We start from the raw sequence: 18,310 nt of genomic DNA on the forward strand, positions 1-18,310 counted from the left end.
GGAAGGGAGAAAACATGGAATTTAAGACCGGATTGAAAATGAGCATCGCAGGGCTGTTGGCGATGACCGCATGGAGTGCGCAGGCGGACTACCAGTGTAGCGTTAATCCGCAAGATGACGTGGTGATTAAGCCGCAAACCGTGCAGGTGGTGGGCGCCAGCGGCAACTTGCTGATCACCCCGAACGGTGATGTCACGCTAAATGGCAAACAGCCGACGCTGAGCGCCAAACAGCGCCAAGAAGCGATTGATTATCAGGCCGCGCTGCGCCGCGACCTGCCGTGGATTGACCAAGGTGCCACCGCGCATCTGGAAAAAGGCCGCGTGGCGATGGATAAAGTCATCGTCGAGAAGCTGGGCAGTGACAGCAACGTGCGCAATCGCCTGACCACTCTCAACACTCAGCTTAAGCAGCAGATGAACCGCATCATCGAGCACCGCAGCGATGGCCTGACTTACCACTATAAAGCCGTGGATCAGGTGAAAGAGGATGGGCGTCGTATTCTCGAGCAGAGCATGGGCGGCGTCATGCAGGACAGCCTGAACGAAATGGGCGTCAAGCAGGCAACCAGCGGCGGCAACCCACTGCAAGCCGTGATGGGCAATCTGGGCGGCTTACAGCAGGCTGTGCAGAATGAGTGGAGCAAACAGGAGCAGGACTTCAAAAACTTCGGTGATGACGTCTGTAAACGCGTAACCTCACTCGATACCCAGCACAAGACGTTAATGGCGAGTTTGAAGTAATCGCGCCATTAATTGCGCCATCATAAATCTCTAATCCCGCCACAATCGCGCCATATTCGCCAACAAAAGTGGCGCGATTAGGGTGTGAAAGTGGCGCAATAGTGGCGCGAGTCTGCTCATCGCGCCATTCTTAACTCGCCAGCGCGATCAGCTGAGCATCAAAACTTGATGGCGTTGCCATCCGCCACATGCGGCTATAGAAGTCGCTTTCTATCTTATCTTTCAGCAGTGCGCCGGGTTCCAGATAGTAGTAGATATCCGCGTAGACCTTGATTTCCGTTGACGTGATGCGGCGCAGCATATGGTGTGACGTGAGCTGCTCTGGTCGGCTGACGCCCGCTGCGGCCAGCATCTCGGCCAATGCTTTGACGGTATTTTGGTGGAAATGGTAAACCCGCTCGGCCTTGTCCGGCACGACTAAGGCTTTCTGCCGCAGACTATCTTGAGTGGCGACGCCGGTCGGGCAGCGGTTGGTGTGGCAACTCTGCGACTGAATGCAGCCGACGGCAAACATAAAGCCGCGCGCCGAGTTCACCCAGTCCGCGCCCAGCGCCATGACGCTGGCGATATCAAAGGCGCTGATCATCTTGCCGCTGGCACCAATCTTGATTTTATTGCGCAGGTTACAGCCGGTCAGGGTGTTGTGTACAAACAGCAGCCCCTCGCGCAGCGGCATCCCCATGTAGTTCGACAGCTCGAGCGGTGCTGCGCCGGTGCCTCCTTCTTTACCATCAACCACGATAAAGTCCGGCAGGATCTTGGTTTCCAGCATGGCTTTGGCGATAGCCACGAACTCCCACGGATGGCCGATGCACAGCTTGAAGCCGACAGGTTTGCCGCCGGAGAGCTCGCGCAGCTTGGCGATGAAATGCATCATCTCGCGCGGATTGCTAAACGCGCTGTGAGAAGCCGGAGAGATGCAATCTACTCCCTGCGGCACGCCGCGCGTTGCGGCGATTTCGGCATCCACTTTCTTGCCCGGCAGGATCCCGCCGTGGCCGGGTTTAGCCCCCTGACTCAGTTTTATCTCGATCATTTTGACCTGAGAGCTTTTTGCCTGACGGGCAAACTGCACCGGGTCAAACTCGCCGTTCTCCGTGCGGCAGCCGAAATAGCCGCTGCCCAGTTCCCACACTAGGTCGCCGCCGCGTTCGCGGTGGTAGCGGCTGATGCTGCCTTCGCCGGTATCGTGGTAGAAATTGCCCATTGCTGCGCCTTTGTTCAGGGCGCGAATGGCGTTAGCGGAGAGCGCGCCGAAGCTCATGGCGGAGATATTAAATACCGAGGCGGAGTAGGGCTGCTGGCAGTCCGGTCCGCCAATCTCGACGCGGAAGCTTTCCGGGTCCGACACCGGCACGGGCTGCATTGAGTGGCCGATGCACTCATAGCCGGTTTGATAGACGTCCAGCAAGGTGCCAAAAGGCTTCTCGCCCATCTCGTTTTTGGCGCGGCGATAGACAAGCGTGCGCTGGGTACGTGAGAACGGGATCTCTTCGTTATCTTCTTCCAATAAATACTGGCGCAGCTCGGGGCGAATAAATTCAATCAAAAAGCGTATGCGGCCAATCACCGGATAGTTACGGCAAATCGAGTGGCGCTTCTGCACCACGTCCCAGCAGCCAAGCAGGCTCAGCGCGGCGAAGATCAGGGTGACTATCCACATGCCTTCAATGCGTGAGAGGTAAAACAGGCTGACGAGGGTGATAAGCAGGCACAGCGTAAAGCAGGTGTAGCGGCTGAATAGAGAGACTTTCATGACAGCTCCTGTCGTTTTATCTTGCGGATGCAGTTGTCTACTGCTTAACCACAGAGTACTGACAGGAGCCGAATGTTATTTGATTGTTAGTGGCAGATTGCTTTTAGTTACATTTAATTAACTTCTATTCATCCAAAAACAGTTCCAGCAAGGAGTTGAGGAACAGCTTGCCGTGCTCGGTGATTTGCCAGTGTGAATCCGTTTCGAGCAGATAATTCTTGGCGATAGCCTCATCCAACTGCGGGCGAATGGTGGATTCGTCCAAACCGGTATAAATTGCAAACTCCTCGCGCGGCGCGGCTTCCAGCAGGCGGAAACGGTTCATAAAGAACTCAAACGGCAGCTCGGCGGTTTCCACCTGATGCTGTTTATCCATGTAGCGCCCCTGCATATAACCCCGTGGATGCTTGGTTTTCACGGTACGCAAAATCTGCCCGTCGGGTTGAGTGAGCTTGCCATGCGCGCCACAGCCAATGCCGAGGTAGTCGCCAAAACGCCAGTAGTTGAGGTTGTGCTGGCACTGATAACCTGGCTTGGCGTAGGCCGAGGTTTCATACTGCTGGTAGCCCGCGGCGGTCAGCAGCTGGTCGCCCTGCTCGAAGATATCCCACAGCGCGTCGTCGTCTGGGAGCTTTGGCGGGCGCGAAGCGAACATGGTATTAGGCTCGATGGTGAGCTGATACCAAGAGAGGTGCGGCGGATTGAGAGCAATCGCCTGTCGCAAATCGTCCAGCGCCTCTTCCAGCGTCTGATCTGGCAAACCGTGCATTAAGTCGAGGTTGAAGCTGCGCAGCCCGAGGCCAGTCGCCAGATGCGCGGCGCGTTTGGCTTCATCAGGGCCGTGAATGCGCCCCAGACGCTCCAGCTTTTGCGCACTAAAGCTTTGCACGCCAATTGAGATGCGATTGACGCCAGCGCGCTGGTAGCCGCTGAAGCGGTCTGCTTCTACCGTGCCGGGGTTGGCTTCCATGGTGATTTCAGCATCCGCCGCCAATGGCAGGCGCGCACGCACACCGTCGAGCAGGTTTTGCATCGCTTGCGCGCTGAGCAAACTTGGGGTTCCGCCGCCGATAAAAATGGTCTTCACCTCGCGGCCCGCGGTCAGATGCAGGTCAGCATCCAAGTCTGCCAGCAAGTGCGCCACATAATCGTCGTGCGGCACTTCGCCTTTCAGCGCGTGTGAATTGAAATCGCAGTACGGGCATTTCTGCACGCACCACGGGATATGGATGTAAAGACTTAGCGGCGGTAACTTACGCATTCTTCTGGGTTTTCTCTTTCATAGCGGCAAGCAGTAATTTCAGTGCCTGCCCGCGGTGGGATACCGCGCTTTTCTCTTCACGTGTCAGTTCGGCGGCGGATTTACCCAGCGCCGGAACCTGGAAGATAGGGTCATAGCCGAAGCCGCCTTTGCCCGCTTCGGCAAACAGGATTTCACCGTCCCAGCTGCCGTGGCAGACGATGGGCGTCGGGTCTTCGGCGTGGCGCATATAAACCAGCACGCAGTGGAACTGGGCGCTGCGCTGGCCCTGCGGCACGTCTTTCAGCGTGACCAGCAGTTTATCGAGATTCTGCTGATCGCTGGCTTCTAAACCGGCATAACGTGCCGAGTAGATGCCCGGTGCGCCGCCCAAGATATCCACGGCTAAGCCGGAATCATCGGCGATGGCAGGCAGGCCGGTGATGGCGGCGGCGTGACGCGCTTTCAAAATGGCGTTCTCAATAAAGGTCAGGCCGGTTTCCTCGGCTGACTCCACGCCAAGCTCGGTTTGAGCCACAACATCAAGGCCGAAGTCAGCTAACAGGTGGGCGAGTTCGCGCACTTTGCCGGGGTTGCCGGTCGCTAAGACTACTTTTTGCATGAGATTTTATCCTGATAAAGCGGCTTACTTGCCCTTTGCGGGCGTCAGTCCGGCTTTATTGTCCTAAGAGTTAACGATTATTTTGCGAGCAACGTCGCGACTTCGGTCGGTATCTGTTGCGGATTTTCAATGCGGACTTGTTTGTGACGGCCCAATTCGCCTTTCTCAATACTGACCTGACTTTTGGCGACTTTAAACTGTTTGGCGAGGTATTTCACCAGATGCGTATTCGCTTGACCATCAACGGGCGGGGCGGTGATGGCGACTTTGAACTCGTCGCCATGCAAACCTATCAGGCCGTCGCGGCTGGCTTTCGGCTGAATAACTAGCCGTAAAACCAGTGCGTCGGCCTGCCAGCAGACCGGGTTTAGAGCAGGAACCACAGCTCACCCAGCAGATCCATACCAAGATAATTCAGCATATAGAGGATAAGGATCACCACCATCGCTGAGAAGTCGATACCGCCCATCGCGGGCAAAAAGCGGCGAATCGGCGACATTAGCGGCTCGGTCAGCTGCATCAATACATAGTCCATCGGCCCACGGCCCTGGCTGACCCAGCTCATCAGCGAGCGGATAATGATAAGCCAGAACACCAGATAGCCCGCCGACTTCACCAGCGCAATCAGGCCGAACAGCAGGTTATAAGGGCTAAGTGAAATCCCTCCGCCCTGAATCAACAGCAGCAGTGGATATTTGATAGTCATCAGCAAGAAAGCCAGCAGCAGCGAGGCGCTGTCAATCGGCCCCAGCGGCGGAATAATGCGACGCAGCGGCCCAATGATTGGCTGGGTGATTTTCACCACGAACTGTGAGAACGGATTGTAAAAATCGGTCCGCGCCCACTGCATCCAGATGCGTAATAGTAAAACCATGACATACAGGTCAATCAGGGTTTTAACCAAGAAAGTCAGCGTTAACATGCGTTACCCTTGTGTTTGCCCGGCATCGTGCGAGACGGCTCGCAGGAGCTAGGGCATCAATATTTTTATGTGTTCAGAATGATGAATTAGAACAGTTTTTCCATTTCCTGCGCGCGTTTAATGGCAGCTTGCATGGCTTGCGAAACAATTTCTGGCAACTTCTGATCGGTAAAGACTTTTAGCGCTTCGAAGGTCGTGCCGCCTTTGGAGGTGACGTTCTCGCGCAGGGTGGACAGCGGCGTGTCCGGGCTGGCGGCCACCAGTGCTGACGCGCCGCTTGCCGCTTGCTCAACCAGCATACGGGCAGTGTCGGTGCTGAAACCTAAACGCTCGGCTTCGGCTTGCATCGCTTCCATAAACAGGAAGAAATAGGCCGGCGCACTGCCCGCGGCGGCGATAACGTGGTTAATACCTTCTTCGCTATCAACCCAGCACACTTTGCCGACGGCGGTCATTAGGTCGCTGGTATAGTCGCGATCCTGCTGGCCCACGTCTTCTGGCGCATACAAACCGCTCATGCCCTGACCGACCAGCGACGGGGTATTTGGCATGATGCGCACGATCTTCAGATTGTCGCTAAGCAGCTCTTTGAAGCGCGCGACCTTCACGCCTGCGGCGATTGACAGTACCAGTTTCCCGCTAAAATCCACGTCCTTTTGCAGTGTTTTACATACATCTGCCATCAGTTGTGGTTTAACCGCCAGCACAACAACCTCGGCGTCTTTGGCGCAGCCAATATTGTCGTCGCTGCTTTTTACGCCATATTTTTCCGCCAGTGGGTCACGGTTTTTGCCCGAAGGGGCGCACACGCTGATTAAGTTTGCCGGATAGCCGCTTTCGATCAGGCCAGAAATGATGGCACCTGCCATGTTACCTGCGCCGATAAAACAGAGTTTGCGATGTTGCATGAGGCTCCTTGCTAGCTTGATGCTGGATTTTTATAGGATATGGGGATGAATGTGACTAAGCGTAGTCACGCGCACCAAATATTGCGGTACCAATTCGCACCATGGTACTGCCAGCGGCAATCGCGGCGGGCATGTCATCGGTCATCCCCATCGACAGCGTGTCGGCCTGCGGGTAGCGCTGGCGCAGGGCGTCAAAGGCTTCGCGCATCTCGGTGAACACCGCCAACTGGCGCTGATAATCGGTTTCTACAGCCGGAATGGCCATCAAGCCGCGCAAAACAAGATTGGGCATCTGGCTTATCTGTTCAGCCAAGGCATCGACTTCACTTAGCGCAATGCCAGACTTACTGGCTTCATCGCTAATGTTTACTTGAATCAATACGTTAAGCGGCGCTAAGCCTGCCGGACGCTGTTCATTTAGTCGCTGGGCAATTTTTAGACGATCGACGGTGTGGCACCAGTCGAAATTCTCAGCCACCAGACGGCTTTTATTGGATTGCAGCGGGCCGATAAAGTGCCATGTCAATGCAGGCTTATGCCCGGCAAAGTGCGCAATCTTCTCCACGCCTTCCTGAACGTAGTTTTCACCGAAGGCCAACTGCCCGGCTTCAATGGCTTTTTCGACGTCGCTCGCAGGTTTAGTTTTGCTGACTGCAAGCAGCGTAATTTCTTCCAGAGGCCGCTCGCAGCGCTTTGCAGCGGCTGCGATTTTCTCACGGACATCCTGTAGGTTCTTCCCAATAGCGTTGTGCTGACTAAGGCTCATAGTGACTCAGGAGGTTTTAAAGTGGATATCAATGGATTTGTGGAGCGTAGTGTAAAGCAAAATGCGTCAGATCTGCACCTCTGCGCCGGACATCAACCGATGTTACGCACGCAGGGAGAATTACAGCCGTTGCAGGGGACGCCCAAAATCAGTGCCGAAAACATGCGCTGGCTGAGTGACATCTGGCTGGAACCCCAGCAGTTGGAGGCGTTACAGCGAGAAGGGCAGGCCGATTGCGCCATCACTCTTGGCACGGGCCAGCGCATCAGGGTGAATTTCTTCAAACAGCTGCACGGCTTGTCAGCCGCGCTGCGCCGCGTGCCGGAGAAATGCCCGCAGCTGGAGCAGCTCCACGTGCCGCAGGTCTTAGCCGAGCTGGCAACCCAAGAGGACGGGTTGATTCTGGTCACCGGCGCTACGGGCAGTGGCAAATCCACCACCCTTGCGGGGATGATTGATTACCTTAATCGCAGCCGGGCGCGGCACGTCATCACGCTGGAAGACCCGATTGAGTTTATTCACCACAGCAAGCGTTGTCTGATTCAGCAGCGCGAGTTGGGGCGACATACGCGATCCTTTATTGAGGCGATACGCGGGGCGCTGCGTGAGGACCCGGACGTGCTGCTGCTTGGCGAATTACGCGACGCAGAAAGCATCCGTCTGGCCCTGACCGCCGCCGAAACCGGCCACTTGGTGCTGGCAACCTTGCATACGCGCAATGCCACTCAGGCCGTCGACCGGCTGGTGGATGTTTTCCCGGCGGAAGAGAAAAACTTTGTGAGAACTCAGCTGGCAGGCAGCCTGCGCGGGATTATCGCGCAAAAGTTGGTAGCCGGAAATGAGGGGAAAAGAGTGGCGCTGTTTGAAGTGCTGACCTCGACGCCAGCCGTAGCCAATTTAATTCGTGAAGGGAAGACACATCAACTGGCGGATGTTTTGCAAACCGGCGGTAAGGCCGGAATGCAAACCTTCGAGCAGAGTCGCTTGCAGCGCGTCGCTACCGGGCTTATTGCTCCGCCGCGGGTTGACTCCACTGCTTCTCAAACCAGCTTTCCAAAATGATGACGGCGGACGCGGCGTCCACGCTGCCTTTGTCTAACGCACGGAATCCGCCGCGATCGAACAGGTCGGCACGGGCTTCGACGGTGCTCAGGCGTTCGTCATGTAGCTCAACCTGAACGCCAAAACGGCCATGCAGGCGATTAGCAAACTTGCGGGCGCGGGCGGTCAGGGGCTGCTCGGTGCCGTCCATATTGAGTGGCAGGCCAACCACCACCAGATCGGGCAGCCACTCTTTCAGCAGCTTCTCAATCTTTTGCCAGTCGGGGGTGCCATCTTGGGCTTTGAAGGAGGTCAGCGGGCGAGCCGTGCCGGTGACTTCTTGACCGATAGCCAGACCGATGCTTTTGGTACCGAAGTCAAAGCCGAATACCGTGCGGTTAGCCATTATGCGTGACCTGCGTGGGTGGCGAGCTGGCTGACGTTGATACCAATCATCTTGGCCGCTTCGCGCCAGCGCTCGGCAATCGGCGTGCGGAACAGGATGTCGCTGTTGGCTTCAATGGTCAGCCACGCGTTGTCCAGCAGCTCTTTCTCCAGCTGGCCCTGCTCCCAGGCGGCGTAGCCCAGCGCGACTAAAACATCTTTCGGCTGATCGGGCGTGCCCAGAGTTTCAAGGACGTCCTTGGAGGTCGTGATCATGGTGGTGTCTGAAATCTGGATGCTGGAGCCAAATCCGGCGCGCGGCGTGTGCAGAATAAACCCGCGATCGTCAGCCAATGGGCCGCCAGAAAATACCGGGCGATCTAAGCGGATTGCAGGATCGCGCGGTGAAGGCGTTATCTCTAATTTATCGAGGACGTTTTCGACGGTGAAATCTTCCACCAGTTTATTAATCACCAGACCCATTGCGCCGTCTTCGTTATGTTCGCAAACATAAACGACCGAACGCTTGAACGTGGGTTCATCCAGTCCGGGCATGGCAATAAGGAAGTGATGTTGTAAGTTCATGGTATGTAAGATTTAACCTTCTAAAATAAGCGCCATGGCGTAGGAGTACGCCATGGCTTAGGTATGACATTAAAGCAGAATGGCTGAAATTAGCGATTTGCCAAACGCTTTTCGATAGCGTCCATCAGCATTCCGGTAACGGAAATCGGGAATGCGGCTTCAATTTCACGGGCGCAGGTCGGGCTGGTCACGTTAATTTCCGTCAGGCGGTCACCAATGATGTCCAGACCGACGAAAATCAAACCTTTCTCTTTGAGGATTGGCGCGACTTTGCGAGCAATGGCCCAATCGCTTTCGCTTAACGGACGGGCTTCGCCACGGCCACCGGCGGCCAGATTCCCACGGGTTTCGCCCTGAGCCGGGATACGCGCCAGGCAGTAAGGCACAGGTTCGCCGTCGACCACCAAGACGCGTTTGTCACCGTCTTTGATGGCCGGCAGGTAGTTTTGCGCCATGCAGAAGCGGCTGCCGTGTTCGGTCAGGGTTTCAATGATAACCGAGACGTTGGCGTCTTCTGGTTTCAGACGGAAGATTGACGCGCCGCCCATGCCGTCCAGCGGCTTGAGGATCACGTCAGTGTGCTCTTTATGGAAAGCTTTGAGTTGTGCCGCATTGCGGGTCACCAGCGTGTCTGGCGTCAGCTCTGGGAACCACGCGGTAAACAGCTTCTCGTTGCAGTCACGCAGGCTCTGCGGTTTGTTCACAATAAGCGTGCCTTTCTCTTCAGCGCGCTCAAGGATGTAAGTGGCGTAGATAAATTCGGTATCAAACGGCGGATCTTTACGCATCAGGATCACGTCCAGATCTTGCAGCGCGATGTCCTGCTCTGAGCCGAACTCATACCAATTGTCGTAGTCCTGTTTCACGCTCAGCTTGCGGGTCAGAGCACGTCCTTCACCGCCGCGCAGATACAGAGAGTCCATCTCCATATAGTGCAGTTCATAACCGCGACTTTGTGCTTCCAGCAGCATGCCGAAGCTGGTGTCTTTTTTGATATTAATGGACGAAATTGGGTCCATTACGATGCCAAGCTTGATCATGGGTATTCTCCGACACGTTTGGGTCTGTGTGACTTGCCATTTAATCTGGCTGCGATTTTTTGCGTAATAGGACAGTGATGAAGCCCGAACTTAGCGAATTTGTCTATGCCCCTGATGCTTCAAGCGCATAGACCTCGCTTAACCTAAGTCGCCGAAGCGAACTTGCAAAGCGGTGATTGCGGTCAGCGCCGTGGTTTCCGTGCGCAGCACGCGCGGCCCGAGCAAGATATCTGTGAAGCCGTAGCCGCCGGTCATGGCGATCTCTTCGGCGGACAAACCGCCCTCCGGGCCAATCAGCAGGCGGACATTATCCACCGGCAGCGGCAGCGTATTGATGCTGTGGCTGGCGCGCGGGTGCAGATTGAGCTTCAGGCTATTGTCCTGCTCGGCGCACCAGGCTTCTAGCTGCATGGCTTCGCGAATTTCTGGAATACGGTTGCGGCCACACTGCTCGCAGGCCGCGATGGCAATTTTCTGCCACTGCTGGAGCTTCTTCTCCAGCCGCTCGCCGTCGAGTTTAACGCCACAACGCTCTGAAAACAGCGGAGTGATGGTGTTCACGCCCAGCTCGATAGATTTCTGAATGGTGAACTCCATCTTTTCGCCGCGCGAGATAACCTGCCCGAGATGTAAATTCAGCGGAGATTCATTATCGGCCAGCACGCCTGCTCCGACGCTCACGCGAACGCTCTTCTTATCAACGTGGGTGATCGTGGCTTCAAAGGTCTGGTTGCTGCCATCGAACAGCTGAATAGTCTGCCCCGGCTGCATACGCAATACGCGGCCAGTGTGGTTTGCCGCATCTTCGCTAAGCGCAATGTCGCTGTGGTCGATAATAGGTTGCGGGTGAAAAATGCGAGGTATGCGCATGTCGGGCTGCTGTCCTTAAAGTCTTCAGTAAGTGGGTATCTTAGGTTAGCCCTTTTGCTGCATGCAAGCCTGCTGCACGTAAGGATTATGATTTCCCTGTACTTGTGCAATGCGATTATCGCGTAAGCATTCCCACGAGGTCACCGGATACTGCTTGTTCCACGCGGTAAATAGCTGAGTCTGCTGGCGCGATAAGTTGAGCTGGTAGCGATCGCGCATATAAAAATAGGTGCGGGCAATGGCACCACGGGCGCGGGCTGGCGGCTCGGCGGCCTTGGCTTTGAAATCCACCTTCATCTCGCAGCGACCGTATTGGCCTTCGCCACCGTTCCACTGGCTGTACATAAAGTTATTGCGGTCGCCATTCACCTCGCCAATCGCCGGTTGCAGGTTATGCAGGTCAGTTTCAATTTGGCGATAGCCCGCGTCTTTCGCGCAGCTTTTGCGCCCGCCGTCCTGCCAGCACTGGCGTAAGTGGCCGAATTGCCAAGCTGGCATCACGTGCTCCCACTCAATGCGTTCCGCACGAGACAGATTCTTGCGTGGCTGATAGCCGCAGGATTTCAGGTCTGGCGTGCCTTTCTTACCTTGCCAATTGATGTCGCAGCCGCAGTAAAAGGTCGGCGCGCCCTGATTGATCTTCACCGCCTCGGCCTTGGCCTGGCTGAAGTTGTTAATGCCTTTGCTGATGGCGAGAAAAGGGAAAAATGCGGCGATGAGCCCCAGTGAGGCAATGAATTTGCGAGACATATTTATGATTAACCTGGTGTGCAAAGCAATCTGATGCGAAAGGCGGGCAGGGTACCCAAAGCTGGCGGGGCTGACAATCAGGAAATGCTGATTTTATTGTTTAATAATCAAACGATTAACCCGATCCTTTGACGTGAAATCGTAGCAGTTCGCCACAGTGGCGACAGCGATATTCCGACTCTTTGCGCATGACGCGGTTGTGGCGTCTGACCGTCAACTGGTGCTCCTGACAGGCGCAGAGATAAGGGTAGGTTTTGCTTTGAACCGAGGCCGTTTCGAACTTATGGGTGCGACTGGCGGAAACGCCGAGCACCTGCTCCATCATCCAGCGCCACTCTTTGCCGTGGGGCGCGGCGGCGCGGCCAAAACGCCGGTAAACCAACAGGTGCGCCAGCTCGTGCGGCACCACTTCGTCAATAAACGGCTGCTGGTTTTCAATCAGTAAGATTGGGTTAAGGCGGATTTGCCAGTGTTGCAGGTAGGCACTGCCCGCACTGGTTCCACGCTGCTGATAGCTGATTTCTGGCTCTGAATAGTCAGTACCGAAATAGGCGTTAGCGAGCTGGAGTTTTTCCCGCAGGCAGCGCATAACGGCTTGTTGCAGGGCGATAGGGAGGCGTGGGTTTTTCATCAGGCGAAGAATAAATCGCGGCGCGGGGAGATGCAAACAGTTAGTGAAAGCTCCCCCCGACGGACGGGAGGAGCCGTTTTATGACTTATTTATTTACCGATGTCGCGCAGTGCTTCGCCTTTCATCAGATTGCGTTCGATGTGTTCCAGAGAAACGTTTTTCGTTTCAGGAATCAACGCAATGGTGATGAAGATGAACACCACGTTCAGCGCGGCGTAGACCCAGAAGGTATTGGCGTTGCCGAGGCTGTCCAGCATGGTCAGGAAGGTGGCACCGACAATCATGTTGGCAATCCAGTTGGTGGCGGTGGACACGGTGATACCAAAATCACGACCGCGCAGCGGCTGGATTTCAGAACACAGTACCCAAATCAGCGGACCGGCGCTCATGGCGAAACCGACGATAAACATCAGCAGCATGGCGATGGAGAAGTATTTCGCCGCGTCGGATTCCACGCCGATATGCAGCATGGTGCCGAGGATACCCATGCCCAGCGCCATCACCAGGAAGCCCAGTTTCAGCGTAGGTTTACGGCCCCAACGGTCAACCAGACCAATGGCGATAAAGGTGGCGAGAACGTTAACCAGACCGACAATCACCGTGCCCCACATCTGCTGAGACGTGCTGGCAAAGCCCGCGATCCCGAAGATTTTTGGCGCGTAGTACATGATGACGTTCATCCCGGTGAACTGCTGCATTACCTGCAACAGGATGCCGAGGAACACCGCGCGGCGGAAGTTCTTGTTACTGGTGAACAGGCCCCAGCCACTCTGTTTGATCTTCAGGCTTTCGCGGATTTCATCCAGCTCGTTTTTCGCTTGAGCACTGCTATCACGCAGTCTTTCCAGCACCCGTCGCGCCTTGTTGTCATCGCCACGCGCCGCCAGCCAGCGTGGGCTATCCGGCAGGAAGAACACGCCAATCAACAGCAGCAGGGCAGGAATGGTGATCACACCCAGCATCCAGCGCCATGCGCCAGTGTAGCTGAAGGCGGTGTCAGACAGGTAGGCTGCCAAGATACCGATGGTGATCATCAACTGGTACATGGAAATCATGCTGCCGCGGATTTTCTCTGGCGCGATTTCTGACAGATAAATTGGCGCGGTGTAGGAGGCAATACCCACTGCCAGACCCAATAATACGCGTGCGACGATCAGCACTTCGGTGTTAGGCGCGAAGGCAGAGCACAGGGAGCCGACCACGAACAGCACGGCGCCAATCATCAGGCTGAATTTACGCCCAAGGCGGAAGTTCAGCCAGCCACTGCCGATAGCACCCACGGCTGCACCAAACATCATCGAGCTGACCACCCATTCTTGCTGGTGGCTGGTGATTTGGAATTCATGACTGATGAAGGGAAGAGCGCCAGCGATGACCCCGATATCAAGGCCGAACAGCAGCCCCGCTAGTGCAGCGAGAAAACAGACAAAGAAGGTCACGCTTTTATTCGAGCGTTTTCCTTTGCTAGACGTTGAGTTACTCATACTGCCTCCGAAAGATAGCAATAATGCTTAGCTTGTTATGTTATTTACCCTTGCCCACGCATAAAGTGAGCCGGATCACAGCGTTGTAATCGTTTACACTTATCGAATCAATTGCATATCAGGTTCGTAAAGCTTTTGCGAGGAGCCATGCCGGGGAAAGGGTTTGCGTTGAAGAGTAATACGGAATTCTTTGACTTTAATCAATCAGTATTGACTTATAAGTCACTGATTTTATCCCTAATCGTATGATTGTAAAGAAAATATACTTTGTAATCGCTTCCATTTTAATGATTTTTTCGTTTACCACCCCGGTATCCGCTTTTTAGTGTAGTCGCTAATGCTTAGTGCGCTTAGTTTACGGCGCAGGGTAACCGGCAGGGGGCGATGAAAATTCAGGCATAAAAAAGCCCGATGCGTTAACACCGGGCTATTTGCACTCTGTAATGAAAAGCGATTACAGGTTGGCGGCTTCGCGCAGTTGCGCTGCCTTGTCAGTTTTTTCCCAAGGGAAGTGCTCGCGGCCAAAGTGGCCGTAGGCTGCAGTTTCTTTATAGATTGGGTGCAGCAGGTCCATCATCTGGATCAAACCGTATGGGCGCAGGTCGAAGAATTCACGCACCAGCAGCGTTAACTGCTCGTTGGAAACTTTACCGGTACCGAAGGTTTCAACCATGATTGAGGTAGGTTCTGCTACGCCGATAGCGTAAGAAACTTGGATCTCACAACGGTCTGCCAGGCCCGCTGCCACGATGTTTTTCGCCACGTAGCGCGCAGCGTAGGCCGCAGAACGGTCAACTTTAGACGGGTCTTTACCAGAGAACGCACCGCCGCCGTGACGCGCCATGCCGCCGTAGGTATCAACGATGATTTTACGGCCAGTCAGACCACAGTCGCCCATTGGTCCACCGATAACAAAGCGGCCTGTTGGGTTGATGTGATATTTAGTGCTGGCGTTCAGCCATTCTGCTGGCAGAACGGGCTTGATGATCTCTTCCATCACGGCTTCTTGCAGGTCTTTCAGCGCGATGTCTTCAGAGTGCTGAGTCGACAGTACAACGGCGTCGATACCGACGATTTTGCCTTCGTCATACTGGAAAGTGACCTGGCTTTTCGCATCCGGGCGCAGCCATGGCAGCGTGCCAGATTTGCGAACTTCAGCCTGACGCTGAACCAGACGGTGTGCATAAGTCACGGGTGCAGGCATCAGAACGTCGGTTTCATTGGTCGCATAACCAAACATCAGACCCTGGTCGCCTGCGCCCTGTTCCAGCGGATCAGAACGGTCAACACCCTGATTAATATCAGGAGATTGCTTACCGATAGCGCTGAGAACGGCGCAAGAGTTGGCGTCAAAGCCCATTTCTGAATTGACGTAACCAATCTCACGGATGGTCTGACGGGTAATTTCTTCTACGTCTACCCAGGCGCTGGTGGTGATTTCGCCACCTACTAATACCATGCCGGTTTTAACGTAAGTCTCACACGCCACGCGTGCTTTTGGATCTTGCTCTAAAATCGCGTCGAGGACGGCATCGGAGATTTGGTCTGCGATTTTATCTGGATGTCCTTCTGAAACAGATTCGGACGTAAAGAGGTGTTTAGCCATTATCTTCTTTACCTTCATACGACGGGTTAGAAATCACTGCATAGCGATGGGAACACGGCAGATAAAGAGTCCGGCTCTTATATCGTCGAATGCATCCTGCACGTCCCCACAAGGCAAAGACCTTCAGCAGTTTGACAGTTAATCCACAACATCGTGTAAGAATAATCCATAAGAAGGATATAGACGGATTAACATCTGGACGGCTATTTTAGGATAGCAGCTGTTACAAAAGCCAGTCATTTTTGTGATAGAAGTAGCCATTATGTGCGGCTTTAGCGTGACATTCACGGATCGAAACAATCCTCTGCGCAATTTCATTTTGCAATTACAGCGGGTTGTCGGTATAACGGCCCGCGCACTGAATGTTTCATTCATCCAGCGTATTCCAGTGTTTACTGTTTCTCAGCAAGACTGCCCGCCGGTGATGCGTGGCACGTGTGGAGGTGGTTAGATTAATGACCCACTTTTTACCGTTTGTAACATTTCTACAGCATCCCCTGCAGGCCGGTTTAATTGCTGCAGCACTCCTTTCTGAAAAATTTCTGTCATCTATCCGATGTTATAAACAGCTGGTCCGTCATTCGGCAGCGTTTAGACAGCCTGACTATAGACAGCTCAGTCCAACATTTCTGAGCGCTACTCAGCGACATCGGGCCGGTTAATATCTTTTCTCCCGTTAAAACTGACGTAGCCCGCCATTGAGGGGCGATAGCCCTATGGGTGGGTTCTGGCTCGTTCACCGGAGTCCGGCATCATGTTTACAAGCAAAAGAATTCTATAATCATATGAGTGATAAACAGTTTGCGAACGCGGCTTTGCAGGGTTTTCTCCTGTCGCAAAGCCCGCTGTTTGGGTTGTTCTCACTTGTTGTTACTGCGATAGTGGCTGGCGATGTGGTCAGTGTTACAAGAGGATTTACTTATGTCTGATGACATCCAGTCCCACCGTCCGTCACATGCGGGCGATTCTGTTTCTTTGCGCTCCATGCAGGAGGTTGCCGTGAACGATCGTGATGCCAGCAAAATGCTGCGCACCTACAACGTTGCCTATTGGGGTAACAATTATTATGACGTCAACGAACTGGGCCACATCAGCGTCTGCCCGGATCCAGATGTTCCGTCTGCCCGCGTGGATTTGGCGAAGCTAGTAAAAGATATGCGCGAGCAGGACGGCCAACGTCTGCCAGCGCTGTTCTGTTTCCCACAAATTTTACAGCACCGTCTGCGCTCGATTAACGCCGCGTTCAAACGCGCCCGTCAGTCCTTCGGCTATGAGGGTGATTACTTCCTGGTTTATCCGATTAAGGTCAACCAGCACCGCCGCGTCATTGAATCACTGGTTGAATCCGGTGAGCCGCTGGGTCTGGAAGCCGGTTCTAAAGCCGAGCTGATGGCCGTTCTGGCCCACGCAGGCATGACCCGTTCGGTGATTGTTTGTAACGGCTATAAAGACCGCGAATACATTCGTCTGGCGCTGATTGGCGAGAAGCTGGGCCACAAGGTTTACTTGGTTATCGAAAAGATGACTGAGATTAAGCTGGTGCTGGAAGAGGCTGAGCGCCTGAACGTGATCCCACGTCTTGGCGTGCGCGCGCGTCTTTCCTCCCAGGGTTCCGGCAAATGGCAGTCGAGCGGCGGCGAGAAGTCTAAATTCGGTTTGGCGGCCTCGCAGGTTCTGCAACTGGTTGAAATGCTTCGTGAGGCTGGGCGTCTGGAAAGCCTGCAACTGCTGCACTTCCATTTGGGTTCCCAGCTGGCGAACATCCGTGATATCTCCACTGGCGTACGTGAATCTGCCCGCTTCTACGTCGAGCTGCACAAGCTTGGCGTGAACATTCAATGCTTCGACGTGGGCGGCGGCCTCGGCGTGGACTATGAAGGGACGCGCTCCCAGTCAGATTGCTCGGTCAACTATGGCCTGAACGAATACGCTAACAACGTGATTTGGGGTATCGGCGACGCCTGTAATGAGCACGGCCTGCCGCACCCGACGGTGATCACTGAGTCTGGCCGCGCCGTGACTGCGCACCACACCGTGCTGGTGTCCAACGTGATTGGCGTTGAGCGCAACGAGTTCCGTGATCCGGTAGCGCCGGGTGACGACGCGCCGCGCGCTCTGAGCAGCATGTGGGACACGTGGAATGAAATGCATGATCCGGAAAATCGCCGCTCTCTGCGCGAATGGCTGCACGACAGCCAGATGGACCTGCACGACGTCCATAGCCAGTACGCGCACGGGATTTTGGATCTGACTCAGCGCGCCTGGGCTGAAGATATCTATCTGAATATTTGCAATATGATTCAGGATCAGCTGGATCCGAGCAACCGCGCGCACCGCCCGATCATTGATGAGCTGCAAGAGCGCATGGCGGACAAGCTGTACGTCAACTTCTCGCTGTTCCAGTCAATGCCGGACGCGTGGGGTATCGATCAGCTGTTCCCGGTTCTGCCACTGGAAGGGTTGGATAAACCGCCGGTAGGCCGCGCGGTGCTGCTGGACATCACCTGTGACTCCGACGGCACCATCGACCATTACATCGACGGTGACGGCGTGGCGACCACCATGCCAATGCCGCCGTATGATCCAGAGAACCCGCCAGTGCTGGGCTTCTTCATGGTCGGCGCTTATCAGGAAATCTTGGGTAACATGCACAACCTGTTCGGCGACACCGCCGCGGTTGACGTGTTTGTCTTCCCTGATGGCAGCATTGAAGTTCAGCAGTCGGACGACGGCGATACCGTGGCTGACATGCTGGAATACGTGCAGCTGGACCCTAATGTGCTGCTCGCCCGCTTCCGCGATCAGGTGAAAGAAACCGATCTGGATGAGGCTCTTCAGGCGCAGTTCGTCGAAGAGTTTGAATCCGGCCTGTACGGTTACACCTATCTGGAAGAAGACGAGTAAGGCGGCTGATATTCCGGCTTGAAGGTAAGCCGGAATAGGGTAAAATCCGCGCCATTAG

Annotated in this window: 18 protein-coding genes; 3 read left to right on the forward strand and 15 right to left on the reverse strand. The window is 54.8% G+C overall.

From position 1 onward, the window contains the following. The first annotated feature begins 14 nt into the window (after positions 1-14). Positions 15-743, forward strand: a complete 729-nt coding sequence (locus ACT3RT_RS17295) for a YggN family protein (RefSeq protein WP_353503379.1) — start codon at positions 15-17, stop codon at positions 741-743. Between the two features lie 130 nt (positions 744-873). Here ACT3RT_RS17295 and ACT3RT_RS17300 read toward each other — a convergent pair whose 3' ends face one another. The 7 genes from ACT3RT_RS17300 to ACT3RT_RS17330 form a co-directional block, all read right to left on the reverse strand. Then, positions 874-2,499 carry an FMN-binding glutamate synthase family protein gene (locus tag ACT3RT_RS17300; RefSeq protein ID WP_496203408.1) on the reverse strand — a complete coding sequence of 542 codons (1,626 nt, stop codon included), beginning with the start codon at positions 2,497-2,499 and terminating at the stop codon, positions 874-876. Between the two features lie 124 nt (positions 2,500-2,623). Next, positions 2,624-3,760 (reverse strand): radical SAM family heme chaperone HemW, encoded by a 1,137-nt coding sequence (gene hemW, locus ACT3RT_RS17305; RefSeq protein ID WP_353503377.1) that lies wholly within the window; start codon positions 3,758-3,760, stop codon positions 2,624-2,626. Further along, positions 3,753-4,361, reverse strand: a complete 609-nt coding sequence (rdgB, locus tag ACT3RT_RS17310; RefSeq protein WP_353503376.1) for an RdgB/HAM1 family non-canonical purine NTP pyrophosphatase — start codon at positions 4,359-4,361, stop codon at positions 3,753-3,755. The genes hemW and rdgB overlap by 8 nt, the downstream gene beginning before the upstream one ends. Before the next feature lie 77 nt (positions 4,362-4,438). Continuing rightward, positions 4,439-4,744 carry a DUF167 family protein YggU gene (gene yggU / locus ACT3RT_RS17315; RefSeq protein WP_034793106.1) on the reverse strand — a complete coding sequence of 102 codons (306 nt, stop codon included), beginning with the start codon at positions 4,742-4,744 and terminating at the stop codon, positions 4,439-4,441. Then, complete coding sequence (locus ACT3RT_RS17320) at positions 4,729-5,283, reverse strand: YggT family protein (protein WP_034793103.1); 555 nt, start codon at positions 5,281-5,283, stop codon at positions 4,729-4,731. The genes yggU and ACT3RT_RS17320 overlap by 16 nt, the downstream gene beginning before the upstream one ends. Before the next feature lie 86 nt (positions 5,284-5,369). Further along, on the reverse strand, positions 5,370-6,191 hold the full coding sequence (proC, locus tag ACT3RT_RS17325) for a pyrroline-5-carboxylate reductase (RefSeq protein ID WP_496203409.1): 822 nt from the start codon (positions 6,189-6,191) through the stop codon (positions 5,370-5,372). A gap of 55 nt (positions 6,192-6,246) precedes the next feature. Continuing rightward, the gene (locus ACT3RT_RS17330; RefSeq protein WP_496203410.1) at positions 6,247-6,957 is read right to left on the reverse strand and encodes a YggS family pyridoxal phosphate-dependent enzyme; all 711 of its coding nucleotides are present in this window, start codon (positions 6,955-6,957) and stop codon (positions 6,247-6,249) included. Positions 6,958-6,978: 21 nt separating this feature from the next. Between ACT3RT_RS17330 and ACT3RT_RS17335 the strand changes: the two genes are divergently transcribed. Beyond that, the gene (locus tag ACT3RT_RS17335) at positions 6,979-8,019 is read left to right on the forward strand and encodes a type IV pilus twitching motility protein PilT (RefSeq protein WP_485902524.1); all 1,041 of its coding nucleotides are present in this window, start codon (positions 6,979-6,981) and stop codon (positions 8,017-8,019) included. On the opposite strand, the gene ruvX is transcribed toward ACT3RT_RS17335, so the two are convergent. From ruvX to metK, 8 genes are all read right to left on the reverse strand, one after another. Beyond that, the gene (ruvX, locus tag ACT3RT_RS17340; RefSeq protein WP_353503372.1) at positions 7,964-8,404 is read right to left on the reverse strand and encodes a Holliday junction resolvase RuvX; all 441 of its coding nucleotides are present in this window, start codon (positions 8,402-8,404) and stop codon (positions 7,964-7,966) included. The genes ACT3RT_RS17335 and ruvX overlap by 56 nt on opposite strands. Then, positions 8,404-8,967 carry a YqgE/AlgH family protein gene (locus tag ACT3RT_RS17345; protein WP_353503371.1) on the reverse strand — a complete coding sequence of 188 codons (564 nt, stop codon included), beginning with the start codon at positions 8,965-8,967 and terminating at the stop codon, positions 8,404-8,406. The genes ruvX and ACT3RT_RS17345 overlap by 1 nt, the downstream gene beginning before the upstream one ends. Positions 8,968-9,056: 89 nt before the next feature. Continuing rightward, positions 9,057-10,007, reverse strand: coding sequence for a glutathione synthase (gshB, locus tag ACT3RT_RS17350; protein ID WP_485902526.1), 951 nt, complete (start codon positions 10,005-10,007; stop codon positions 9,057-9,059). Between the two features lie 138 nt (positions 10,008-10,145). Continuing rightward, positions 10,146-10,877, reverse strand: a complete 732-nt coding sequence (gene rsmE, locus ACT3RT_RS17355) for a 16S rRNA (uracil(1498)-N(3))-methyltransferase (RefSeq protein ID WP_353503369.1) — start codon at positions 10,875-10,877, stop codon at positions 10,146-10,148. 45 nt (positions 10,878-10,922) lie between these two features. Continuing rightward, on the reverse strand, positions 10,923-11,627 hold the full coding sequence (endA, locus tag ACT3RT_RS17360; protein ID WP_353503368.1) for a deoxyribonuclease I: 705 nt from the start codon (positions 11,625-11,627) through the stop codon (positions 10,923-10,925). A 115-nt stretch (positions 11,628-11,742) separates the two neighbouring features. Beyond that, on the reverse strand, positions 11,743-12,258 hold the full coding sequence (locus ACT3RT_RS17365) for a SprT family zinc-dependent metalloprotease (RefSeq protein ID WP_353503367.1): 516 nt from the start codon (positions 12,256-12,258) through the stop codon (positions 11,743-11,745). A gap of 89 nt (positions 12,259-12,347) precedes the next feature. Continuing rightward, the gene (locus ACT3RT_RS17370) at positions 12,348-13,742 is read right to left on the reverse strand and encodes a sugar porter family MFS transporter (protein WP_353503366.1); all 1,395 of its coding nucleotides are present in this window, start codon (positions 13,740-13,742) and stop codon (positions 12,348-12,350) included. Between the two features lie 454 nt (positions 13,743-14,196). Continuing rightward, positions 14,197-15,348 carry a methionine adenosyltransferase gene (gene metK, locus ACT3RT_RS17375; protein ID WP_353503365.1) on the reverse strand — a complete coding sequence of 384 codons (1,152 nt, stop codon included), beginning with the start codon at positions 15,346-15,348 and terminating at the stop codon, positions 14,197-14,199. Positions 15,349-16,269: 921 nt separating this feature from the next. On the opposite strand from metK, the gene speA reads away from it, so the two are divergent. Further along, complete coding sequence (gene speA, locus ACT3RT_RS17380) at positions 16,270-18,252, forward strand: biosynthetic arginine decarboxylase (RefSeq protein ID WP_353503364.1); 1,983 nt, start codon at positions 16,270-16,272, stop codon at positions 18,250-18,252. Positions 18,253-18,310: the final 58 nt, after the last annotated feature.

This window comes from Ewingella sp. AOP9-I1-14, from assembly GCF_052375995.1.
Taxonomy (GTDB): domain Bacteria; phylum Pseudomonadota; class Gammaproteobacteria; order Enterobacterales; family Enterobacteriaceae; genus Ewingella; species Ewingella allii.